Annotated in this window: 18 protein-coding genes; 5 read left to right on the top strand and 13 right to left on the bottom strand. The window is 69.2% G+C overall.

What is annotated here, in order from left to right:
- The first annotated feature begins 45 nt into the window (after window positions 1-45).
- A complete protein-coding gene (gene dusA / locus HUW62_RS10250; protein ID WP_163870204.1) occupies window positions 46-1041 on the top strand; it encodes a tRNA dihydrouridine(20/20a) synthase DusA in 996 nt (331 codons plus the stop codon).
- Between the two features lie 37 nt (window positions 1042-1078).
- Here the strand turns inward: dusA and HUW62_RS10245 are convergent, their stop codons facing one another.
- The 4 genes from HUW62_RS10245 to HUW62_RS10230 form a co-directional block, all read right to left on the bottom strand.
- Window positions 1079-1984 carry a Virginiamycin B lyase gene (locus tag HUW62_RS10245; protein WP_176434314.1) on the bottom strand — a complete coding sequence of 302 codons (906 nt, stop codon included), beginning with the start codon at window positions 1982-1984 and terminating at the stop codon, window positions 1079-1081.
- 162 nt (window positions 1985-2146) lie between these two features.
- Window positions 2147-4099 (bottom strand): hypothetical protein, encoded by a 1953-nt coding sequence (locus tag HUW62_RS10240; RefSeq protein WP_176434313.1) that lies wholly within the window; start codon window positions 4097-4099, stop codon window positions 2147-2149.
- A gap of 197 nt (window positions 4100-4296) precedes the next feature.
- Complete coding sequence (locus tag HUW62_RS10235; RefSeq protein WP_176434312.1) at window positions 4297-4851, bottom strand: CGNR zinc finger domain-containing protein; 555 nt, start codon at window positions 4849-4851, stop codon at window positions 4297-4299.
- Window positions 4852-4860: 9 nt separating this feature from the next.
- Complete coding sequence (locus tag HUW62_RS10230; protein ID WP_163870207.1) at window positions 4861-5790, bottom strand: arginase family protein; 930 nt, start codon at window positions 5788-5790, stop codon at window positions 4861-4863.
- Window positions 5791-6102: 312 nt separating this feature from the next.
- Here HUW62_RS10230 and HUW62_RS49625 point away from each other — a divergent pair, with 312 nt between their 5' ends.
- Window positions 6103-7167 (top strand): hypothetical protein, encoded by a 1065-nt coding sequence (locus HUW62_RS49625; RefSeq protein WP_176434311.1) that lies wholly within the window; start codon window positions 6103-6105, stop codon window positions 7165-7167.
- A 73-nt stretch (window positions 7168-7240) separates the two neighbouring features.
- Here HUW62_RS49625 and HUW62_RS10220 read toward each other — a convergent pair whose 3' ends face one another.
- The 5 genes from HUW62_RS10220 to HUW62_RS10205 form a co-directional block, all read right to left on the bottom strand.
- The gene (locus HUW62_RS10220) at window positions 7241-7846 is read right to left on the bottom strand and encodes a hypothetical protein (protein WP_176434310.1); all 606 of its coding nucleotides are present in this window, start codon (window positions 7844-7846) and stop codon (window positions 7241-7243) included.
- 401 nt (window positions 7847-8247) lie between these two features.
- Entirely contained in the window at window positions 8248-8424 is a 177-nt protein-coding gene (locus tag HUW62_RS48610; protein ID WP_368670379.1) for an alpha/beta fold hydrolase, read from the bottom strand.
- On the bottom strand, window positions 8354-9244 hold the full coding sequence (locus HUW62_RS10215) for an alpha/beta hydrolase (protein WP_255203342.1): 891 nt from the start codon (window positions 9242-9244) through the stop codon (window positions 8354-8356). The genes HUW62_RS48610 and HUW62_RS10215 overlap by 71 nt, the downstream gene beginning before the upstream one ends.
- Window positions 9245-9569: 325 nt before the next feature.
- Complete coding sequence (locus tag HUW62_RS10210; RefSeq protein ID WP_240357086.1) at window positions 9570-10352, bottom strand: M43 family zinc metalloprotease; 783 nt, start codon at window positions 10350-10352, stop codon at window positions 9570-9572.
- 291 nt (window positions 10353-10643) lie between these two features.
- Window positions 10644-10829 (bottom strand): hypothetical protein, encoded by a 186-nt coding sequence (locus HUW62_RS10205; RefSeq protein WP_255203346.1) that lies wholly within the window; start codon window positions 10827-10829, stop codon window positions 10644-10646.
- Between the two features lie 405 nt (window positions 10830-11234).
- Between HUW62_RS10205 and HUW62_RS10200 the strand changes: the two genes are divergently transcribed.
- Window positions 11235-12821 (top strand): hypothetical protein, encoded by a 1587-nt coding sequence (locus HUW62_RS10200; RefSeq protein ID WP_176434309.1) that lies wholly within the window; start codon window positions 11235-11237, stop codon window positions 12819-12821.
- On the opposite strand, the gene HUW62_RS10195 is transcribed toward HUW62_RS10200, so the two are convergent.
- Window positions 12811-12948, bottom strand: coding sequence for a hypothetical protein (locus tag HUW62_RS10195; protein ID WP_176434308.1), 138 nt, complete (start codon window positions 12946-12948; stop codon window positions 12811-12813). The two genes, HUW62_RS10200 and HUW62_RS10195, sit on opposite strands and share 11 nt — an antisense overlap.
- 199 nt (window positions 12949-13147) lie before the next feature.
- On the opposite strand from HUW62_RS10195, the gene HUW62_RS10190 reads away from it, so the two are divergent.
- Entirely contained in the window at window positions 13148-14077 is a 930-nt protein-coding gene (locus HUW62_RS10190; RefSeq protein ID WP_176434307.1) for a sigma-54-dependent Fis family transcriptional regulator, read from the top strand.
- Window positions 14078-14080: 3 nt separating this feature from the next.
- On the opposite strand, the gene HUW62_RS10185 is transcribed toward HUW62_RS10190, so the two are convergent.
- Together HUW62_RS10185 and HUW62_RS10180 are read right to left on the bottom strand one after the other, a co-directional pair.
- The gene (locus HUW62_RS10185; RefSeq protein ID WP_163870214.1) at window positions 14081-15010 is read right to left on the bottom strand and encodes a hypothetical protein; all 930 of its coding nucleotides are present in this window, start codon (window positions 15008-15010) and stop codon (window positions 14081-14083) included.
- A 14-nt stretch (window positions 15011-15024) separates the two neighbouring features.
- Complete coding sequence (locus HUW62_RS10180; RefSeq protein ID WP_176434306.1) at window positions 15025-15924, bottom strand: hypothetical protein; 900 nt, start codon at window positions 15922-15924, stop codon at window positions 15025-15027.
- 283 nt (window positions 15925-16207) lie between these two features.
- Here HUW62_RS10180 and HUW62_RS49915 point away from each other — a divergent pair, with 283 nt between their 5' ends.
- A complete protein-coding gene (locus HUW62_RS49915; RefSeq protein WP_163870215.1) occupies window positions 16208-17200 on the top strand; it encodes a DUF4261 domain-containing protein in 993 nt (330 codons plus the stop codon).
- A 24-nt stretch (window positions 17201-17224) separates the two neighbouring features.
- On the opposite strand, the gene HUW62_RS10170 is transcribed toward HUW62_RS49915, so the two are convergent.
- Window positions 17225-19270, bottom strand: coding sequence for a hypothetical protein (locus HUW62_RS10170; RefSeq protein WP_176434305.1), 2046 nt, complete (start codon window positions 19268-19270; stop codon window positions 17225-17227).
- Between the last annotated feature and the right edge of the window lie 102 nt (window positions 19271-19372).

Here is a 19372-nt window from a genome sequence, read left to right as displayed (position 1 = left end):
ACTGGGGGGTGGGCAGGGGAGGGAAAGCCGGGTAGATGAAGTCCGATGCCTTCCCGACTCATGCCGTTGTGTGTCGCGCCGATGATGGACTGGACGGACCGGAACTGCCGGTACTTCCACCGTCAAATCAGCAGGCACACGCTGCTGTACACGGAGATGCTGACCACGGGCGCCGTGCTCCATGGAGACCGCGAGCGGCTGCTGGGCTACGAGGCGGCCGAGCACCCGGTGGCCATCCAGCTCGGAGGCTCGGAGCCGGAGGCCCTGGCCGAGTCCGCGCGCATCGCCGAGTCGTGGGGCTACACCGAGGTGAACCTCAACGTGGGCTGCCCCAGCGACAGGGTGCAGTCCGGCCGGTTCGGCGCGTGTCTGATGGCGGAGCCGGAGCTGGTGGCGCGGCTGGTGGGCGCCATGCGCGCGGCGGTGAAAATCCCGGTGACGGTGAAGTCGCGCATCGCCATCGACGAGATGGAGGAGTGGCCCACGCTGGAGCGCTTCGTGCGTCTGGTGGCCGCCGAGGGCTGCACGCGCTTCATCGTCCACGCGCGCAAGGCGTGGCTCCAGGGCTTGAGCCCCAAGGAGAACCGGGACGTGCCGCCCTTGCGCTACGACCTGGTCCACCGGCTCAAGCAGGAGCTGCCCCACCTGGACATCAGCATCAACGGCGGCATCAAGACGCTGGACGCCGCCGCTGAGCACCTCGCGCAGGTGGACGGGGTGATGATTGGCCGCGCCGTCTACGAGAACCCCTACCTGCTCGCGGAGGCGGACCGTCGCTTCTTTGGCGCGGAAGAGGCCCCGCGTGAGCGGCACGAAGTCGTGGAGGCCATGCTCCCGTACATCGAGCGGAGCCGTCAGCGGGGCGCGCCGCTCGGCGCCGTCACGCGGCACATGCTCGGACTGTTCCAGGGACTTCCGGGTGCGCGCGCGTGGCGCAGGCACCTGAGCGAGAACGCGCACAAGCCGGGCGCGGGGCCGGAGGTGGTGGTGGCCGCGCTCGCGAAGGTGCGTCGCGAGCCGGAAGCGGACGTCGCTGCCTGAGCGCCGCGTCGCGCTGTCGGCGCGGGCGTGGCGGTCCTCAGGGAGGCGAGAAGCGCCCGATGCGTCCCGCCTCCTCCGCGAACCACAGGGCTCCATCCGGCCCGACGGTGATGCCGTGGGGCTCCGCTTTCTGAGTGGGAATGGCGTACTCGGTGACGACTCCAGACGTCGTCATCCGTCCGAGGTGATTGCTGCCCCACTGCGTGAACCACAGGGCCCCATCGGCCCCCGTGACGATGGCGTGGGGACGCGCTCCCGCGCGGAGCAATGGGTACTCGGTGATGTGCCCCTCCGTCGTGATTCGGCCAATCCGGTCCGCGAGAATCTCGACGAACCAGAGCGCGCCATCCGGCCCCCACGTGATTCCCACGGGCCCCGCCTTGGCCGTGGGCAAGTCGTAGCCGGAGACCTGTCCATCCACGGTGATGCGCCCGATGCGGTTGCCCTGATTCTCCGTGAACCAGAGCGCGCCATCCGGCCCCGGGGTGATGAACGAGGGATAGCAACCGGCCTGGAGCGCGAACTCGGTGACGTCGCCTTCCAGGTTGATGCGTCCAATCCGATGCACGGTCATCTCCGTGAACCAGAGCGCACCATCGGGTCCGGCGCAGATGCCGAATGGACCGGCTTGCGGCGTCGGCAACGTGAACTCCGTCACCGCTCCGCTCATCGTCACGCGGCCCACGCGGTTCGCCTTCTGCTCGGTGAACCAGAGCGCGCCATCGGGCCCGGCGGTGATGATGGACGGCCCGGCTTCGGGTGTCGGGAGCGGGAAGCCCGTCACCCGGCCATGGATGTCGATACGACTCACACGGCCCGCGTGAACCTCGGTGAACCACAGCGCCCCGTCCGCTCCCCCGACGATTCCGTAGGGGCCCGTGGATGCGGACGCGAGGGGGTACTCGACGAACTGGCCATGCTCGGAGCCAGGGGCCTGCGGCATCGGGTGTCTCCAGGAGGAGCGTGAGGTGACCGCCGAACCCTCTCCCGCGCTGTCACCGACGTCCAGCGCGGAGAGACACCTGTCACGCGCGTGTTCCCCTCAAGACAAGACAAGGCCCGGGCCTCCTCGCGGGGACCCGGGCCTTGGGCGAAGCGGTCCGGCTCAGCCGATGACCAGCTCGCCGGGCAGCGGCTGCTTGCCGCCGTCCATGAACAGTCCGAAGTAGCTCTCCGCCAGCTTGTACTCGTTGTACGCCGGCGAGCAGGCCATGGTGCGCACCGCCCACAACGCGTCGGTCGGCTTGCCGTCGTAGTCGGTCAGAATCATGTTGATGCCCATGTGCCCGCCGTTCTCCGCCTGGATGCCGGAGCGGCGCTGCAGCTCCTTGACGTCGTCGGGGGTGAGGTTGAGCGTGATGGGCCGGTCGTGCTCGCGAGCGGCCTTCGCCTTCTCCGCGTCACCCGTGTACGAGTACACCAGCAGCTCGCGCGCGTTGTCGTCCGTGGTGTCGAACTTCATCGCGAACTTCTCGGAGCCGGGGATGAGCTTGCCGTCGGTGCCGTACTTCTGCTCGATGGTGATGTCAGGGTGGTCGCCACCGTAGGTGATGTCGGACGTCATCGACTTCGTCCCATCCGGGTGGTGGGTGATGAGGTACTCGCCGGTGTTCGTGGTGCCGTCCGACTCGATGCTGAAGGGACCCACGTCGATGCCGACCTTGCCGCCCGTCGACTCGTAGTTGATCTTGTCGAAGCGCAGCGTGTTGGCCACGCCCGGGCCTTCCTTCTCCGGCATCCGGCCGTCCTTCGCGAAGGCCTCGTAGGCCTTCTTCCCGTCCGGGTTGGACAGGTCGAACTCGGCGGTGCGCAGCTTGTACTCCTTCAGCGTGTCCGAGCGGCCCACGCTCACGGACACCGGGCCCACGCCCAGGCTCACCTTGCCGTTGTTCTCGATGAACTCCGTGGGGCCCGCCGTCATCGACAGCTTGTCGCCGTTGCGGCTCACTTCGATGGACATGCCCTTGCCGGACTTCACGTCGCCGGAGATGCCCAGCTCGGCCGCGTGGTAGGACAGGCCCACGTCCAGGCCGTAGCCGGCGAACTGGCTCTGCTCCATCTTCACGGAGGCGCCGTCCGGAATCGTCTCGGCGTTGAGCGGATGCGGAGGCGCGATTTCGCCCGCCTTCAGCTTCTCGTAGTCCGCCTCCTTCATCTTCACTTCGTACGTCATCGTCTTGCCGGCCTCGACGCTCCCCTCCACGGAGGCGCCCACGCCGACCTTGGCCTTCTTGAACTCCACCGACCCGGTCGCGGACACCGACGTCTCGGCGGTGATGGAGACGGTGACGTACCCGTCCTCCTTCTTCACGTCCTTCTCGAGCGTGTCACTGAACTCGACTTCCACCGGCCCGGCCTGACCCGGAATCTTGATTTCGTGCGGCTCGGTGGTGGCGGCGTTGGGCGCGGCGCCGATGTCCGCCGGGGAGTCGGCGACCATCATCTTCTGCAGCTCGGGGGACACGTTCGCGTCCGCCAGGGCCTGGGCGCGCTCGGGCGAGCCGGCCTCGGTGGAGAAGATCTTCGCGGCGGACGTGCCGGAGAGGGTGCCCGCCTCGCTGTAGTGCGGCTGGTCCTTCAGGTACGCCGGCATGTCCTCGTAGCTCTTGCCGTTGCTCGGGTCCAACACGCGCTCGCCCTGGCGAACGACGACGTGGCCCGACTGGCCCTCGGCGCCCGGGCGCGAGTCCTTGAGGAACACCAGGTCCGAGCGGCTCTGCAGCTCCGGCGAGGACTTGCTGACGAAGTCCGCCGCCTTGTCCAGGCAGTTGACCTTGCTGTCCTTGCTGTTCTCATTGAACAGCGTCGACGAGGGGGCGCCCTGGCCGTCCAGCTTCAGCTTGTTCTTGGCGCCCGCGGGCTCGAAGGACGACTGGTTCTTCAGTCCCTCCGCCACCTTGCGAGCCGCCGCGGCGGCCTGCTTCGCCGCTGCCTCCGCCGCCTTGCGCGCTGCCTCCGCCGCCTGACGCGCCGCGGCCTCCGCTGCCCTGCGAGCCGCTTCCGCCGCCTGACGTGCCGCCGCGGCGGCTCCACCGTCGCCAATGCGCTCGGTACCCATGGTGTGTCTCCTCGAAGTCGTACGGATTTCCCAATTCTCGGGAGATGGGGCTGGAGGTTGCGTCCCGGCTGGAAATTCGGAGGTTTTTCCCTGGGAGCCCTGTCACGGAGTGAGAAAGCGGAGCTGTGCCCGTACCTGGGGCGTGGGGAGTCACCGGCCGTGCGGCTGGCGTGCTCACGCCACGTCGAGGCGGTGGATCAGCGCTTGGAGGGACTGGCGCGGAAGCGCTGGAGCTTGGTGCGGTTGCCGCAGACAGCCATGGAGCACCAGCGTCCGGAGCGGTTCTTGGAGGTGTCGAAGAAGGCTTCCTGGCAGGCGCCGGCCGCGCAGACCTTCATCCGGGGCCAGTGGCCGTCCTGTTGGGTGGAGACGATGGCGGCGAAGAGTCCGCCCAGGACCTTCCAGCCTCCGGTACCGGCGGGACGCAGCCGCACGCTGTCCGGGCTGAAGCCCAGGGTGAGGGGACTCAAAGCGGCCACGCGGTCCAGGGTGCGGAGTTCGGCGGGGGGCAGGGGCTCTCCGGTGTGGGAGAGCAGCACGGCGCGCAGGGCCTCGCGGGCCTCGATGGCGGCCTTGAAGGCTTCGGGGGAGAAGGTCTCTCCGGGGGACAGGAGGCCGCGCGCGCGGGACCAGGTGGCGAGTGCGTCCGAGGTGGGCACCGCGTCGACGAGCTTCTCCACGTCCAGCGTGTTGACGAAGTCGAGCAGCAGCACGACATCCGTCGGAAGCCCGGGGCTCTGCGCATCGGCCATGGCTGGGGCCTATCGCGTCCTGGGCGTGGGCACCAGGGCCCCCAGCCCCGTGGCCAGGCTGTCCACCAGCGCGCGGGCCGCGTGCCGCTCCGGGTCCAGGCTCGGGTCATAGATGGTGACGTCCATTCCCACCGCGAGTCCGGACGCGACGAGGTGGGCCACCAGCTCGCCCAGCTCCTCCACGCTCAGGCCGTCGGGCTGGCGGGAGTCGACGGCGGGCATGACGTCGTCGTCCATGACGTCGGCGTCCAGGTGCATCCAGAAGCCGCTGACGCCGGAGGCGCGAAGCCGCGCGACGGCCTGCTCCACGCTGGCGGCGATGCCCTGCTGGCGCAAGGTGCCCAGGTCCAGCCAGCCCATGGCGGTGTCTCGCACGTGCTCGGCGGAGACCTGCGCGCCCCAGTGCTCCAAATCCCTGACGCCGAGCACGGCCACATCCGCGTCCCGCACCAGGGGCCCTCGTCCTTCCAGGTTGGACAGCACGGCGGGGCCGCGCCCGGAGGAGAACCAGAGGTCCATGCCGGCCACGCCGCCCAGCTCGGAGGCCTCGGGGGGCCAGAAGTCGGTGTGCCCGTCCATGAAGGCGAGGCCGTGGTGGGCGCCGGTGCGCTTCAGTCCGAGGAGGCAGCCGAGAAGGATGCTGCAATCACCTCCGAGCACCAGCGGGAAGCGCTTGTCCCGCACGACCTCTTCCACCACGTCGGCGAGCCGTGAGCTGAACTCCGCGATTCCGCGCGGGTTGATGACCCGGGTCTCCTGGTCGCGCTGGGGGACGTAGGGACCGGGCTTCACGGTGTGCTCGACCTGGGCCTTGAGTCGGCGTCCCAGGCCGGCTTCCAGCAGGGCCTCCGGCAACAGGTCCACCCGGGGTGTCCGGCTGTCAGGGCGACTCAGTCCCAGACCGGAGGGCGCGGCGATGAGGGCGATGGGCGGGGGCATGGACACTCCTCGGGTCAATGGGTAACCACTGTATGCGTATTGGTGGTTTTTCGAGGGTAGGCCCTGTGTCGGGCGGTTGCAACCACTAAAGATGAATGAGTGGTTACTTGGGGTTGATGGACGGGATGGAGGCCGTGGCCCGCCCGAGGCGCGAATGTGCGTGTGGATGGAGCCCTTCGCGCTGGTCTGGAAGGGTACTTCTCTGGGAATCATGGGCTTCCGTGGAGCGGCCCCGGCCATCGACAGCTGAACGCGTCACATCCATGACGCGAAGGGTCGCATCGCCGTGTGGAACCCGTAACATTCCCCGCCATGCACTTGCGACGCTCGCTCCTCTTCTTGTTGGTTGTCTCCCTCGCAACCGTTCCCGCACTCTCTGGCTGTGGCTCCGATGACGACACTCCGACGCCGGACGAGGGCCTTGATGCTGGCACGGGGTCTGACGCTGGCACGAAGCCCGACGCGGGCACCGGGTCCGATGCGGGCACCGAGTCTGATGCAGGCACCGCGTTCGACGCCGGTACCGAGTTCGACGCCGGTACCGAGTTCGACGCCGGCACCGAGTTCGACGCGGGCACCGGGTTCGATGCAGGCACCGGGTTCGATGCAGGCACCGGGTTCGATGCGGGTACCGCGTTCGATGCGGGTACCGTGTTCGATGCAGGCGCTGAGTTCGACGCCGGTACCGTGTTCGACGCGGGTACCGTGTTCGATGCAGGCGCCGAGGTCGATGCAGGCACTGAGTTCGACGCAGGCACTGAGTTCGATGCAGGCACCGAGGTCGACGCGGGGACGATGTCCGATGCAGGCACTGAGTCGGACGCTGGAAGCGAGCAGGATGCTGGTACCGCGCAGGATGCGGGGACGCCGCCCGATCCCTTCACCGTCTGCGAGGGCACCTGCCGGCAGACCGAGGCGACGGTGCAGATGAACGGCAACGAGCGTGTCCTGACCAGTGCCTACTTCGGCTATGAGGAGCCCTCGGACCCGAGCGACCCATGGACGCTGTGGATCGAGCTCAACAATGGCACCCCGGGCATTTGCCCCTCCCCGGACTCAGAGGTTCCGCCCCAGCTCATCAATGTCTACTCGGTGACGGTGCCGGTGGATGTGACGCCGCAGACCGGCACTTCCGCGGGTGAACCGAGGGCAACCCTGGTCGACTTCGAGGGCGAGCTCAGCACCGCCTTCTTCGTCCACAGTACGCAGCTCACCTTCACGCCCGTGGCGGCCTCGCTCTGCCCCACCTGCGCCAAGGAAGGCACCCCTCCCGCGTCACACTTCGTGGCCTTCGATGTGAACGCCTCCTACGAGGAGGGCACTTTCGTCGGGCACGGGTTCGCCACCTACTGCCCCTCGCTCGACGTCTATCAGTAGCGCATTGGTCATCGGCCGCGAGGCCGCGGGTCCTGGGTCGATGAGGCCCAGGACCCGTGAGACACAAGAGGGCTCAGCGGCCGCCGGCCTTCACGCGCTGGAGGAGGGCGGCGGTCCCCGTCTTCGTGGAGTCAGCCTGGGCCCGTGGGCCCGAAACCGCGGGGTCTTCCACGGGCGGACCGGAGAGCTCCGAGTAGACATCGATGACCACCGGCCCGCGGCCGCATTCGCCCGTGAGGACCGCATGGAGCGCGAGGCTGAGGACGTCATTGGTATCGAGGGAACCCCATCCAAGGGTGTAGTTCATCGTGATGGAGCAGCCCGGCTCCGGGCTCGCCGTGCAGGCGCCCGGCAGGACGAGGAAGGAGCGCGGGCCCACCATCACCGCCGGGGGCCCGCACATGTCGAAGGAGAGGGGGGCGACCTTCAGTCGTGGCGAGGGACCTTCGGGGAGGATGGCGAAGATGTCTTCCGTTTCCATCGCGTCCGTCTGACCATTCTCGGTGAAGTACATCAGCCCCGTGACGAAGTATTCGCCTGTCACCCAGTCCCGAGGGTCCATCTTCTGGGCACTCAGGGCACTCGTCTCCGAGACCTCGACGTTCGTGGCGTCTTCCGCGCCACCGCACGCGCCGAGCAGAATCGAGCCAATCACAATCCATCCATATGAACGCATCATCGTTGTTTCCTCCTGGTGATTCAGAGCGCGGGTCGCGCCCATGAGCCGGGCCGCCGCGAGGACGCGGAGACCTTTCTTGAAGCCCTGACGCAGCGGAAATCGCAGAACCTTTGTTTCCGTGTGGCGAGGAGCTGGCAGGCTCCCCTGGGGTGGATGCAGGGTTGTCCCCCTGCCACGGAGCCAAAGGTAAGCGAGTCCTTCCTGCCTGTCCGAGACCCGGGGACGAAGCGAAGAGAGCCAGGGATGAATTGAATTTCACCAGGGACGAAGTGGGACGCACTCCCGCTTCAGCGTCCGAAGACGCGCAATCCCTCTCGCGGACCCCGTCAGAGCGGGCAGTGACCGGCGCGCCGCGACAGCAGGGACTGAAGTCGACGGCGCCCCTGGGGAATCGTCCACCGCTACTTCTCGCTCTGGCGCAGCCAGGTGGAGATGGCCTGTCTGCATTTTTCGTGATGGTCGAGAAAGGCGAAATGACCGCCAGGAACCTCCGCGTAGGTTGCCATGTCACCCAGCCGCCGGACGTAGGCCTGTATTGACGCGGTGGGCATCATCGTGTCGGTCCGCCCCTGAACCACCAGCGTGGGCACCTGAGGGATGGGGGCGTCGGTCCACGCACCTGACACGAGGATGGAGCCCGCGCAGCTCGAGCCCTGGATGGGGGACGCGGCGGACGAGCACGCTGGCTCCCGCACCCCCGTTGGAGAGTCCGGCCAGGTAGACGCGGCGGATGCCCTTGCTTGCCAGCCACGCATAGGTGGCCTTCAGCGTGTCCTCACCCTGGCGCTCCCACCATTTCCCAGCGGGTCCCACGGAAGGACAGACGGTGAGCGCGGCGATGCCTTGCACCGCCTGCGCCATCTCCCAGCAGTACACGGCGAAGTTGCCGGCATATCCATGGAGGAAGACCACGGCCGTGCGCGGCGCGGCCTCGCCCTCCGGTGAGACGACGAGCGCGTCGAAGGAGTCCGCGGACTGGAGCCCCAGGTAGGTGGCGATGGCGGGCGTGGCGACCAGCCCTTCGGCGGAGTCCATCCGGTCGAAGGCGCCCTCCAGCGAGAGGAGGAAGTCGCGCGCGTCCGAGCGCGGCAGTCTCCAGGTGAGCAGCAGCGCATGTGCCGCGAGCAGCGTCCCATCCTGTTCGTCGACGACTCGATTCACCCAACGATGGCCGCCGCCCGGCAGATGAAGCGTGTCCAGGTGTGTGCCCCGCGCGAACACGAGCCTCGTCGAGACGACGAGGAGCAACAGCGCGAGGCCCGCCCAGCACAGCCACCGGCGCCCCCGGACCAGGAGCCCCAGGCAGAGCCCCCCAAGGCCCGCCACGTAGCCCCAGCCGGAAACCGAGGCCCCGACCCACGCCGCGAGCCCTCCCAGGCACAGCGCCACGGGCGCCATGAGGAGCCCCAGGCAGAACGCCAGACGGCTGCCCCACCTCGGAGGCCTCGCCGTTTGAGCCAGGGCGTGAGGGGAAGGTCGTGACTCGGAGGCCAGGGCGGAGGGCGCCATGCCCTCCATCCTCTCGGTGCCCGCTGGCGAAGCGGCGCCGTCGAGCCCGAGCGGTCCAACGTGGGCTGGAAGGGCTCCGGAAGGCGGGTGGACGGTCGCGGCCCGGCGTGAGCGGTCCCCCTTGTCTCGCGCCGAGCTCCACGGCTCATGGAAGCAATTCCAACGAAGGTGACAGCCAGCTTCGTCCTCATGACTGTCGCCCCTCCAAGGGGTGCTACTGCGCCAACGCGGGGCGGAAGGAGGCCAGGGTGCACCGCATGCGCTGCACCTGCTCCGCGCTGAAGCCCGTCATGCAGGCATCGTCCGTCAGCTCCATGTAGTTCTGGATGGGGACGGGTACGCCACCGCAGCTCGTGCTCGCCGTGCAGCCCTTGTGCGAGGTGGCGTTGGGCTGCGTGTCACAGATGCGGTCGCCCGTGGTGTAGCAGGCCGGCGCGGTGGCGGTGCCACAGCCCGAGTAGTACGTGTGGAACAGGCCCAGGTAGTGGCCCACCTCGTGGGTGACGGTCCTCCCATTGTGGTACGGCGGAAACGGGCCGACACGTCCGAATGCCAGCCAGTTGATGACCACCCTGTCCTGAGGCTGTCCCACCGCGCCCGCCGGGTCCGCGGGGAGGAAGGGCACATACCCACGCGAGCCACCCGCGCTGTTGGTGTAGAGGTTCAGGTAGCGCGTTGAGTCCCATGCGATGGTGAGCCAATAGCTGCCCTGGTCCTGGTACCAGGTCGTGTTGCAATAGCGCCGGATGCCCGTCGTCGGATTGCCCGCCGGGTCCACGGTGGCGAGGAAGAACTCAATCTTGCTGTCCACCCCAGCCCCGCCAGGGCTGCCCGCCACGGCGCGAAAGTCTTCGTTGAGGACCGTGAGCTGACTGTGGACCAGGGCATCCGTGACGTTGCCATTCGCGCACGCCGCATCCGAGATGACATGCACCACCACGGGGATGCGCCGCAACGCCGTGGGCTGCCACAGCGGACCCGGAACCGTCTGGTCCATGGAGCAATCCGAAGGGGCGAAGCTGGCCCCCCGGAAAGAGGGAGCGGGCTCGGGGGCGGTACAGCGGTCGGAGTGGAGGGAGAAGGCATCTCCAGACAGGAGCGCCAGGACGGAGACAATGAGGGAGTGGGCTGGGAGCATGGGAGCCTCACGCTATCGAGTCGCCCCGACACCCTCCAACCCATCTGCCTCGCGGCGACAAGCCCGCTGGAAGATTCCTCTGTCCCATGTTGCTGGCGTTGCGCGCCACAGCTCCGAGGACGAAGTGCCTCGGATCGGCGGCGTCAGGCTTCAGGGAAGCTCGAGCTGGCAGGACGCACTGCGGCCGTCCTGGCCGCGCAGGTTGCCATCGTCGCACTGCTCACCGGCGGCGAGGTGGACGACTCCGTCCCCGCAGCGAGGACCGGTAGGAGGAGCCCGTGGTGTGGCGCTCCGCCTGGAACACGGCGAGCTGATATGCGAGTCCAAGACTCGCATCGGGCCCATGTCCCCGTCGACTCGCCGGGGCGTGCAGGTGTCGGACTCCCTCACCATCTCGAGTCGATAGATGCCGTCCCCTCCCTCCTCGTTCTCGCCTCCGCCTCCGCACGCGGTGAGAGACAGGGCTGCCAGCATCACTACGACAGTCGCGCGACAGCTCATCAGGGCCCCAGGAAACGAGGGAGGTGGCGCAGCGACGTGGACCTGCTCCGGATACTCATCCGGATTTCGGCCCCACTTTTCGCGGCGGCTCGCGGAAAGGGCGCGGCATGACACCCAGGGGAAGGAGATTGCGCAAACAGCGGGCGGGTGCTTGCGCCGTGAGAGGCATCTGGCGCCTCCAATGGGGGACCGGGGTTGTCCGAGCGCGGTTCGGATGTCTTTCTTTTCCGGGAGGTTCTCGTGCGGACAAGGCTCGTGTTGTGGGTTTCGGCGTCTGTCGGATGGCTGGTGGCGTGCCAGGGCGGCGGAGTGGATGCGGCGGCGGAGCTCGGAGGGGGCGAGCCGGGCGTCATCGCCTCCCAGCCGGAATCAGTCTCTGGCCCGCTGGTCCGTGCGGCGGACACGGTGTCGGTGAAGCGCACCACGCGCTTCTTCACGGCGGTGGGGAAGGGTGAGCAGGCCGAGGGGGGCTGGCCCGTCGACCCTCCCGTGCTCTTCATCCCCAGCGAGGACGGCTCCACCTTCACCCGGAACCTCGGCTCGGCGCGGAGAGGCGAGTGGTTCTTCCAGGGTGTTCCCTCGCGGCCGTATTTCCTGCGCACGGGGACGACCTACATCCTCACGGGCGAGCGCGAGGTGGATATCGGTAACAACAGACTGGGGCGGATGTATGCCATCTACACGCCGGATGCCCCTTCCACGTACGCGGAGGTCCACGTGGAGAATCTGGCGCCGTGGCAGCCCCGCGTGAACAACCAGCATCCGGGCTCCAGCCTCCAGTTCGTCTCCAGGCAGGTGGACGTCTCCGGCCCGATAGATTTCTTCGAAGAGCCCTTCGCGGGGCAGACGTCCATCCACACCGACATGGCCTGGGCCTCCTCGTACTTCGGGGTGATGCCCATGTTCGAGGCGGCGGAGGGCGACAAGGTCTACATCAACCAGCTCAGCGAGCTCAGCGCGGGCACGCTGCCTGACGGTACGGCCCTGGGCTACTCCGCGGTGGTCCGCTCCGTGGAGACGGAGGCGTTCAACGCCTACCCTGGGGGATACCTGCCGCTGACGGGCGTGCTGGAGCCGGTGCCGATGCGCGAGGTCTCGGTGGATTGGCGGCTGCCCGAGTACGCCCGCCATGCGAACGAGGTGCACCCCGGGGCCCGGGGTGTCGTGCCCGTCCTCTCCATCTCACCCGCGGCGCACGGCCTCGCGAACGGGTGGGTGGGGTACTCCGGCGAGCTGCTCAACCTGTATCTGCCCCTCGGCTCGTCGTTCGACTTCTCGGCCCCCCTGCGGTTTGGCAATCCGTTCCCCTCGGACTGGGGTGTCGCCGCCGCCGTGACCTATCCCTTCCGCAGCCTGCGGCCAGTCCCAGATGATTCGGGGAATGCCGTGTACGTCCGGGGGGCCCTCACGTCGTTCGTGTCTATCGAGGACCTCAGCGCGGGGCCGGTGGCGCCCCAGATGACGCCGCCGCTGTCGCTGACCCTCGACGGGATGCCCGCGTTCACGGTGCGCAAGGTGCTCTCCACCAACCCGGTCCTCGCGTGGAGTCCGCCGAGCGTGGGTGTTCCCTCGGCGTACCGCGTGTTCGTCTATGAGTACGAGCCGAGCCTGAACCAGCCGGTGTACCGCAGCTCCCTCTATGTCCCCGGCTCCGTCACCCAGGTGCGGCTGCCGCCCGACATGCTGGACCCTGCCTCCATCTACTATCTGCGCGTGAGCGCCATCGCCGCGCCGGGCTTCGACGTCGAGCGCTACCCGTTCAGCTCATGGAGTTACCTGCCCCAGCACAGCGCGGAGGTCGCCAGCACCCTGTTCCTCACTCCGTGATTCGCGCGGGCCGGCCCGCTGCTTCCTCCGCGCGGTAGCGGGCCAGGTCCTCGACGTCGAGGACGGCGCACCGCGCCACCCGCACCGCGACGAGCACAACGCGGTGCGGCCACCCAGGCCCGCCCACGACGGAGCGGGCGTCTCATGCTTCGCGTCATCCAGTCCGTGCCTTGTTCGTTTTCCGAGAAATCAAATATTATTGGGAAATGACGGTCAGTACCGTTGTTCAGGTGAAGCAAGACAGCACCGTTCCGCGCCAGTCAGCCCCTGGGCTGGCGCTGACGGGGACCCGGGACGAGCATCCTGGCGGCCTGCGCGATGCGACAATGTTGCATCTGTATCGGCTCATCGACTCCTTCGCCGCGAGCCCCCTGCCTGTCCTGGTGATGGGCGAGACAGGCGTGGGCAAGGAGGTCTACGCGCGGACGCTCCATGCCCGCTCCGCGCGAGCCGGCCAACCCTTCCTGCGCGCCCACTGCGCCGCATGCTCCGAATCGCAGCAGGAGGGCGAGCTGTTCGGCGCGGAGCCCTCGCGAGCGGGACTGTTCGAGTCCGCGGACTCGGGCACGGTGCTGTTGGACGAGGTCGGCGAGCTGTCGCTGCCGCTCCAGGCGCGGCTGCTGCGGTTCCTGGAGAGCGGCGAGGTGGTCCGCGTGGGAGGCGTGACGCCCCGCCGCGTGGACGTGCGGCTCATCTGCGCCACCCACCGGGATTTGGAGGCGGAGGTCGCCGCGGGCCGCTTCCGGGCGGACCTCTTCTTCCGGCTGGCGGGGCTCGGCTTGTACCTGCCGCCCTTGCGCCAGCGCCCCGACGATATCGAGGCTTTGGCCCGGTACTTCCTGGAGCGCTCCACCCGGCGACTCCAGGGCCATGAGGCGCGCCTGCTTCCCTCCGCGCTGCAAGCGCTGCGAGAGCACCCCTGGCCCGGCAACATCCGCCAGCTCCACCACGTCATGGAGCGCGCGGCCGTCTTCTGTGGGGGACTGCCGGTGGGCCCGGAGCACCTCGCGCTGAGCGTGCTCGCGCCGAGCGCCCCACGGCGAGCGGGCACCGTGGCCACGCCTCCCGGCGAGCCGCCCGGCCTGCGCGCCCACCTGGTGGCGGCGGAGCGCCAGCACATCCTGGAGGCGCTGGAGCAGTGCGCGGGCAACCAGACGCGCGCGGCCCGGCTGCTCCAGCTCTCGCGCCGGGGTCTGCTCAAGAAGCTGGACGCGCTGGGCCTGCCCCGGCCGCGCAAGAAGGGCCAGGAGGAGTGAGCCCTACTGCTCGCCGCTCTCCTCGGAGAGGACCTCGTCTCCGCTGTCCTGGTTGGCGAAGCGCGCCGGCTTCCTGACGGGGTAGTAGACGTTCTTTCCCGCCTCGCGCTCCTCGCACTTGAGGTCCACCACGTAGCCCATGTGGTGGGAGAAGTCCGCGTCCGGAGCGACGCGCGGCGTGAAGATGAAGCCCGTGGGACCGGAGGCGAAGATGATGCCCACGTCGATGCCCCCCGTGAGGGGCTGGTCGGTGTGCTTGGCCGCGTACCCGACGCCGAGCAGGATGGACGAGCCATACGGGTTGTTGTTCGTCGACAGGGGCATGAACTGGGTGTGGGGCCAGATCTCCAGCGAGGCCGCGCCCTTGGACGTGCAGAACTTCCGGTGGCCGGGAGCCGCCCGGTTGTTGACGAAGACGCACGAGGCCTCGCCCAGGAAGTTCCAGTAGTGCCGCGTGTCTCCTCCCGCGACGTTGTTGAACCCGCGCAGGCTCTGCGTCACCCGCTCCGCGTTCGCCAGACACGCCGGCACCTGGATTTCCTCCAGGCCGTTCTCCGTCACCACCGGCATCGTCTTGCCCGGCTCGTAGTTGGGGTTGGGGACACACCAGGCATTCCACTTGAACCACACCTTGGTGCCGTGCAGTTGCTTGTCCGCGCACGCGCTGTTGGGGCAGGGGAGGATGGTGCCGTCCATGTGCTCGTTGTGGCGCACGTGGTGCTCGTCGGAGAGCACGGCGATGCCCGTGGCCAGGGGCATCTTGTCGCTTACGCACTTGGGGGGCGCGGCCTGGGGCGCGCACATGGCTGCGGGCTGCCTTCCCGGTGCCGGCGCGGAGCGGAGCGCGGTGGGTTCGGCGTCCAGCGCGTCGCCGGGTCCGCAGGAGGTCAGCGCGACACACGCGGCCGCGCACAGCAATCGCACGATTCGCATCGAGCCTCTCCTCGTCAGTTGCACGTGGTGCCGTTGGGAGTCGTATGGATGCAGCCCAGGGCGGGGTCGCATTCGTCCAGGGTGCATGCCTTGCCGTCCTCGCAAAAGACGCCGCTCTGCCCCACGCACTGTCCATTCCAGCAGACGTCCGACTGGGTGCAGGCGTTGCGGTCATTGCAGGCCGCGCCGTTGCTCACCGCCACGTGCTTGCACCCCGACTCGCAGGTGAACGAGTCGACGGTGCAGGGGTTGTTGTCATCGCAATGCTGGACGGTGCAGGGACACGGTCCCGTCGGAGGCACGCAGCCGCCCGGCGGGCATCCGCCATCGGGTCCGCCGCCGGGTGGGCCGCCGTCCCCCGAGCCGCCGTCTCCACCGCCACCGTCGCGCGTCCCACCGTCGCCGGAGCCGCCATCGGAGCCGCCGTCGCCCTTCGAGCCGCCGTCTCCACTGCCTCCGTCCCCGGCGCCACCATCGCCACCGCCACCGTCCCCGGCGCCGTCGTCCCCCGCACCTCCGTCTCCCGAGCCGCCGTCTCCACTGCCACCGTCTCCACCGCCACCGTCACCGGGGCCGCCGTCGGAGCCACCATCACCGGAGCCGCCGTCCCTGGGACCCCCATCCGCGCCGCCGTCCGCGCCTCCATCCCCTGGGCCTCCGTCGCGACCGGCGTCCGGGATGCCGCCATCCCCACAGCCGCCATCGCGCCCCCCGTCGGAGCTACAGCCCGCGTCGCGGCCCGCGTCCCCGGCATCCGTGCCGACGACTCCCCCGTCCGCCGCCGCCAGCGCCTCGCCGTCTTCCCATGTCGTTTGTTCATCCCGAGACGCGGGAACGTCGCCACAGGCGAGCAGCGCCGCCAGGGGCAGCGCGAAGCCGAGTAGCAGGTGCGACAAAGAGCCCCGACTGCTCATGGCAACCTCCTCGGTCGCGCAATGACTTGCATTGAGTCGTGAAGAGACGGGTAGCAGATTCATCACCCCGGGTCCAGGCCCGCTCTCGTGCGAATCCACCCCAGGCATGGCTGTCTTTGCGCGCATCCAGGCTCGAAATGAGCATTCTCGAGCGCCGATGGCCCTCCGGGTGCGCCAACTGTGCACGCCGGTGCACCGCGTCCGTGGACCTCCTCGCTTCATATCCTCGTGCCGCTGGCGCCCGGGCCCCCTAGAGTCCGTTCCGCGCGAGCCGGGAGGAGCCGTGAAGGGGATTTTCACACAAGGGGCCTGCATCCTGATGGACCGGCGGGTGGGGCTCGACGAGGCCCTCGCCGTCCTGGGGCCATTCGCTCCCGGCCACCGGCCCGCGACGGGCACGCCCTGGCTGTTCGAGTCCGGCGCGCTGGCCATTCCCCTCCCGGAAGACTCGGGCGGAGCCATCCTCGTCGACACCATCCCGAGCCCGTTTCCGGACGGCATGGGGGACACGGAGGACGCGCCGCTGTTCTCCGCGTGGGCCCTGGGCGCCTTCGGCCCCTTCGCCTGGCCCGGCGCCCTGGAGCGCGCGCTCCAACACGGCCCCGACAAGGCGCTCGTGAAGGCCACGCGGCGGCATCAAGGCTTCGTGCGCGTGCTCACCTCGTACAGCCAGGGCCATGAGCACAGCCCCTTGCTGCCCGAGCGCTATGACGCCCTGCTGGAGCTGCGCTGCCTCACCGACGTCGTCACGGCGCTGCTCGCGCTGCCCGGAGCGCTCGCGGTGTTCTTTCCCGGGGGAGAGAGCCTGCGCTCACCGCGAGAGGCGCGCCAGGCCGTGGAGGCCTTTCGCCAGGGCGGGCCGCTCCCGCTGCCCCTGTGGTGCAACACGCGCCGCGCCACGCTCGCGCCCACGCCGGACTGGGCCCTGGTGGACACCGTCGGCATGGAGCAGTTGGACCTGCCGGACTTCGAGGCCTGCATCCCCCGCGCGGGCCGCCCGCTGGGCGACGTGGAGGGCCTGCTGCTGGACATGGCGCTCTATTCGCTCCGGGAGCGGCGCTTCTTCGATACGGGCCACACGCTGACCGACCCCGGGGGACGCCGCTGGCGCGTGCGTGTGCTCGCCCAGGGCTTGCGCGCTCCGCCCCGGCCCGTGTTCCGCTGGTTCCTCGACGACGTGGCCGTCCCGAGCGTGCTCGAGGCCGCGCCCCCCATGCCCGCGCCCGACGAGGAGTTGGAGCCGCACTACGCGCTGTGGCTGAAGCGCCAGGAGTGAGGCCCCCCTCCTGGCGCTCCGGGGTCAATCTCGTGGGTGTCCTCCCACGGGGTTGGCGGGCAGATTGGGCACGTAGTTCTGGTTCAGGTTGACCTGGATGGCCGGGTTGAGCTGGCCGCCATTCACCCAGATGGGGACGGGCTGTCCGTCGGGCCCCTTGGGCCGCAATTCCGGGTGGTACTCGAGGATGGTCTCCACGGCCCGGTGGCGGACCTGGGTCACCATCGGCTCCGCCTGCTGCGAGAAGCCATTCATGCGGCGGATGGAGGTCTCCAGTTGCGTGAGGTACTCGCCGTGCGTCGGCCTATGGCCCTGCGGATAGACGCCGTTGGTGTCGGTGCCCAACCGCTTGCCTTGCACCACCCGGCCCATGTCCTGGGTCAGCACGGGGCTGCCTCCGCTGCGGCGGCCCATTGCCCGGTACTCCCAGAAGCCCACGCAGACGTCGTTGCCGTTGACGCGGAAGCCCTTCTCGAAGGTGCGGTGCTTGAGGAAGTGCGCGGAGACGTTGGAGCCGGGGTCCGTGGCGCTGTGGCCTGGATAGGCCGGGTCCACCAGGTTCTGCGAGGCCCGCCCGTACACGGGAAGGCACGGCGAATCCCCCCGGGGAACCCGTCCGCCGTGGTCCTTGCCGTACACGGCATCCTGGAGGAGGTGCTCGGACTGGAAGCCCGAACCCTTGAGCGACTTTATCTGTTGGGTGTACGGCTCCAGCTTGAAGCCATAGCCCTCCCGCAGCCGCAGCAGGCGGCCGTTGGGCATCTCGGTCGCGGAGGCCACGGGCTTGGGTGCGGAGATGGCCGCCGGCCGCTGGCGCGTCGTGGCGGGCTTGGGCGCGGCTGGACGGACGGGTCCATCCGCCATGGCCAGCATCACCGTGCCGCCCGTGTCCGGGTAGCCCCGGCCGCTGTTCTGGACGTAGCCGGCCGAGATGACGAGGCCGGACTCGCAGCCCTGCGTGGGCCTCAGCGTGGTGGCGGGCTCGCCGCTCTCGTTCTCGCCATCCCAGAAGTCGCCGCTCTGGGTCGAGACGATGCGGCCCGTCTGATACCACTCGCCGGAGCGGATGATGCCGTCGCCGCCGAGCCACTGGTTGTAGACCTCGCACGCCAGTTGCTCGCAGGCGGAGCCCGTCGCGCCCGCGCACCCGCCCTGGATGCAGACGTCCCCACCGGTGCAGGAGTTGCCGTCGTCGCACGCCGTCCCGTCCGGCAGGAGCTGGTAATCACAGCCAGACTCCGTGCACGCCCCACCGGTGTAGCAGGGGCCTGGAGGCTGGCAGGCGCCCTCCTCCGCGGGCTCGTGCGAGCAGGCCCCGGTGGAGGGATTGCACGAATCGGAGGTGCACGCGTTCTGGTCATCGCAAGGGATGGCCGCGCTGGTGCATCCGTTCTTCGGGTTGCAGTAGTCCGTGGTGCAGGCGTTGCCGTCGTCGCAGGCCGAGGGCGGCAGCGGATCGTGCTGACAGCCCTTGCCGTAGTCGCACCAGTCCTTGGTGCACGCGTTGTCGTCGCTGCAATTGGTGGCGCCATTGCACGGCTGGCCGCCATCCGTGCCTGGACCGGTGCCGCCGTCGCTTCCAGGTCCGGTGCCACCGCCGTCGCCGGGATGGGTGCCTCCGTCGCCACCGGGCCCCGTACCGCCACCGTCCGAGCCCGGTCCGCCACCACCATCCGAGCCCGCGCCGCCGCCATCCGAGCCCGCGCCGCCGTCACCGCCCGCGCCACCGTCGCCACCCGCGCCGCCATCCCGAGGGCCACCATCCGCGCCCGGGCCCCCGCCGTCCTGGGCGGGGCCACCATCGAGGCTCCCACAGCCGCCGTCGCGTCCACCGTCGCCGGCACAGCCCGCGTCTGGCGCTCCCGCGTCGCGACCCGCGTCCAACGCCGGGCCGCCATCGCTCGCTGTCACCGCGGCCCAGGAGTCGCTGCCCTCCAACAGCTCGCGCTCTTCCTCCAGGGTGACGCCGCAGCCGCCGCTCGCGAGCGCGGCCACCCACAACCCCAGCAGGAGCCGCCACGAGGCCCCTCCCGTCAGGAGCCTCCGGGCCTCACGAGACCTTCGCACCATGGACAGCTCCTCGCTCGCAATGGATTGCAGCAGCGCAGCGACGCTGGAGCTATCAAATCCTCACTCGTGATTCCAGGCGCGCTGTCCCATGTCTCGGCGTGA

It is taken from the genome of Myxococcus sp. AM011 (assembly GCF_013372595.1).
Taxonomy (GTDB): domain Bacteria; phylum Myxococcota; class Myxococcia; order Myxococcales; family Myxococcaceae; genus Myxococcus; species Myxococcus eversor.
Note: the sequence above shows the minus strand (reverse complement) of the source record. Positions and strands in the feature narration are given on the sequence as shown.

Excerpts from the sequence above, each read along its gene's own strand:
- HUW62_RS10235 (WP_176434312.1), bottom strand. The coding sequence starts at position 4,851 with ATGGCCGATGCGCAGAGCCCCGGGCTTCCGACGGATGTCGTGCTGCTG.
- HUW62_RS10210 (WP_240357086.1), bottom strand. The coding sequence starts at position 10,352 with ATGGACCAGACGGTTCCGGGTCCGCTGTGGCAGCCCACGGCGTTGCGG.
- HUW62_RS10245 (WP_176434314.1), bottom strand. The coding sequence starts at position 1,984 with ATGCCGCAGGCCCCTGGCTCCGAGCATGGCCAGTTCGTCGAGTACCCC.
- HUW62_RS10185 (WP_163870214.1), bottom strand. The coding sequence starts at position 15,010 with ATGCGAATCGTGCGATTGCTGTGCGCGGCCGCGTGTGTCGCGCTGACC.
- HUW62_RS49625 (WP_176434311.1), top strand. The coding sequence starts at position 6,103 with ATGCACTTGCGACGCTCGCTCCTCTTCTTGTTGGTTGTCTCCCTCGCA.
- HUW62_RS10215 (WP_255203342.1), bottom strand. The coding sequence starts at position 9,244 with ATGGCGCCCGTGGCGCTGTGCCTGGGAGGGCTCGCGGCGTGGGTCGGG.
- HUW62_RS10190 (WP_176434307.1), top strand. The coding sequence starts at position 13,148 with ATGTTGCATCTGTATCGGCTCATCGACTCCTTCGCCGCGAGCCCCCTG.
- HUW62_RS10240 (WP_176434313.1), bottom strand. The coding sequence starts at position 4,099 with ATGGGTACCGAGCGCATTGGCGACGGTGGAGCCGCCGCGGCGGCACGT.
- HUW62_RS10230 (WP_163870207.1), bottom strand. The coding sequence starts at position 5,790 with ATGCCCCCGCCCATCGCCCTCATCGCCGCGCCCTCCGGTCTGGGACTG.
- HUW62_RS10205 (WP_255203346.1), bottom strand. The coding sequence starts at position 10,829 with ATGCGAGTCTTGGACTCGCATATCAGCTCGCCGTGTTCCAGGCGGAGC.
- HUW62_RS10180 (WP_176434306.1), bottom strand. The coding sequence starts at position 15,924 with ATGAGCAGTCGGGGCTCTTTGTCGCACCTGCTACTCGGCTTCGCGCTG.
- HUW62_RS10220 (WP_176434310.1), bottom strand. The coding sequence starts at position 7,846 with ATGATGCGTTCATATGGATGGATTGTGATTGGCTCGATTCTGCTCGGC.
- HUW62_RS10170 (WP_176434305.1), bottom strand. The coding sequence starts at position 19,270 with ATGGTGCGAAGGTCTCGTGAGGCCCGGAGGCTCCTGACGGGAGGGGCC.
- dusA (WP_163870204.1), top strand. The coding sequence starts at position 46 with ATGCCTTCCCGACTCATGCCGTTGTGTGTCGCGCCGATGATGGACTGG.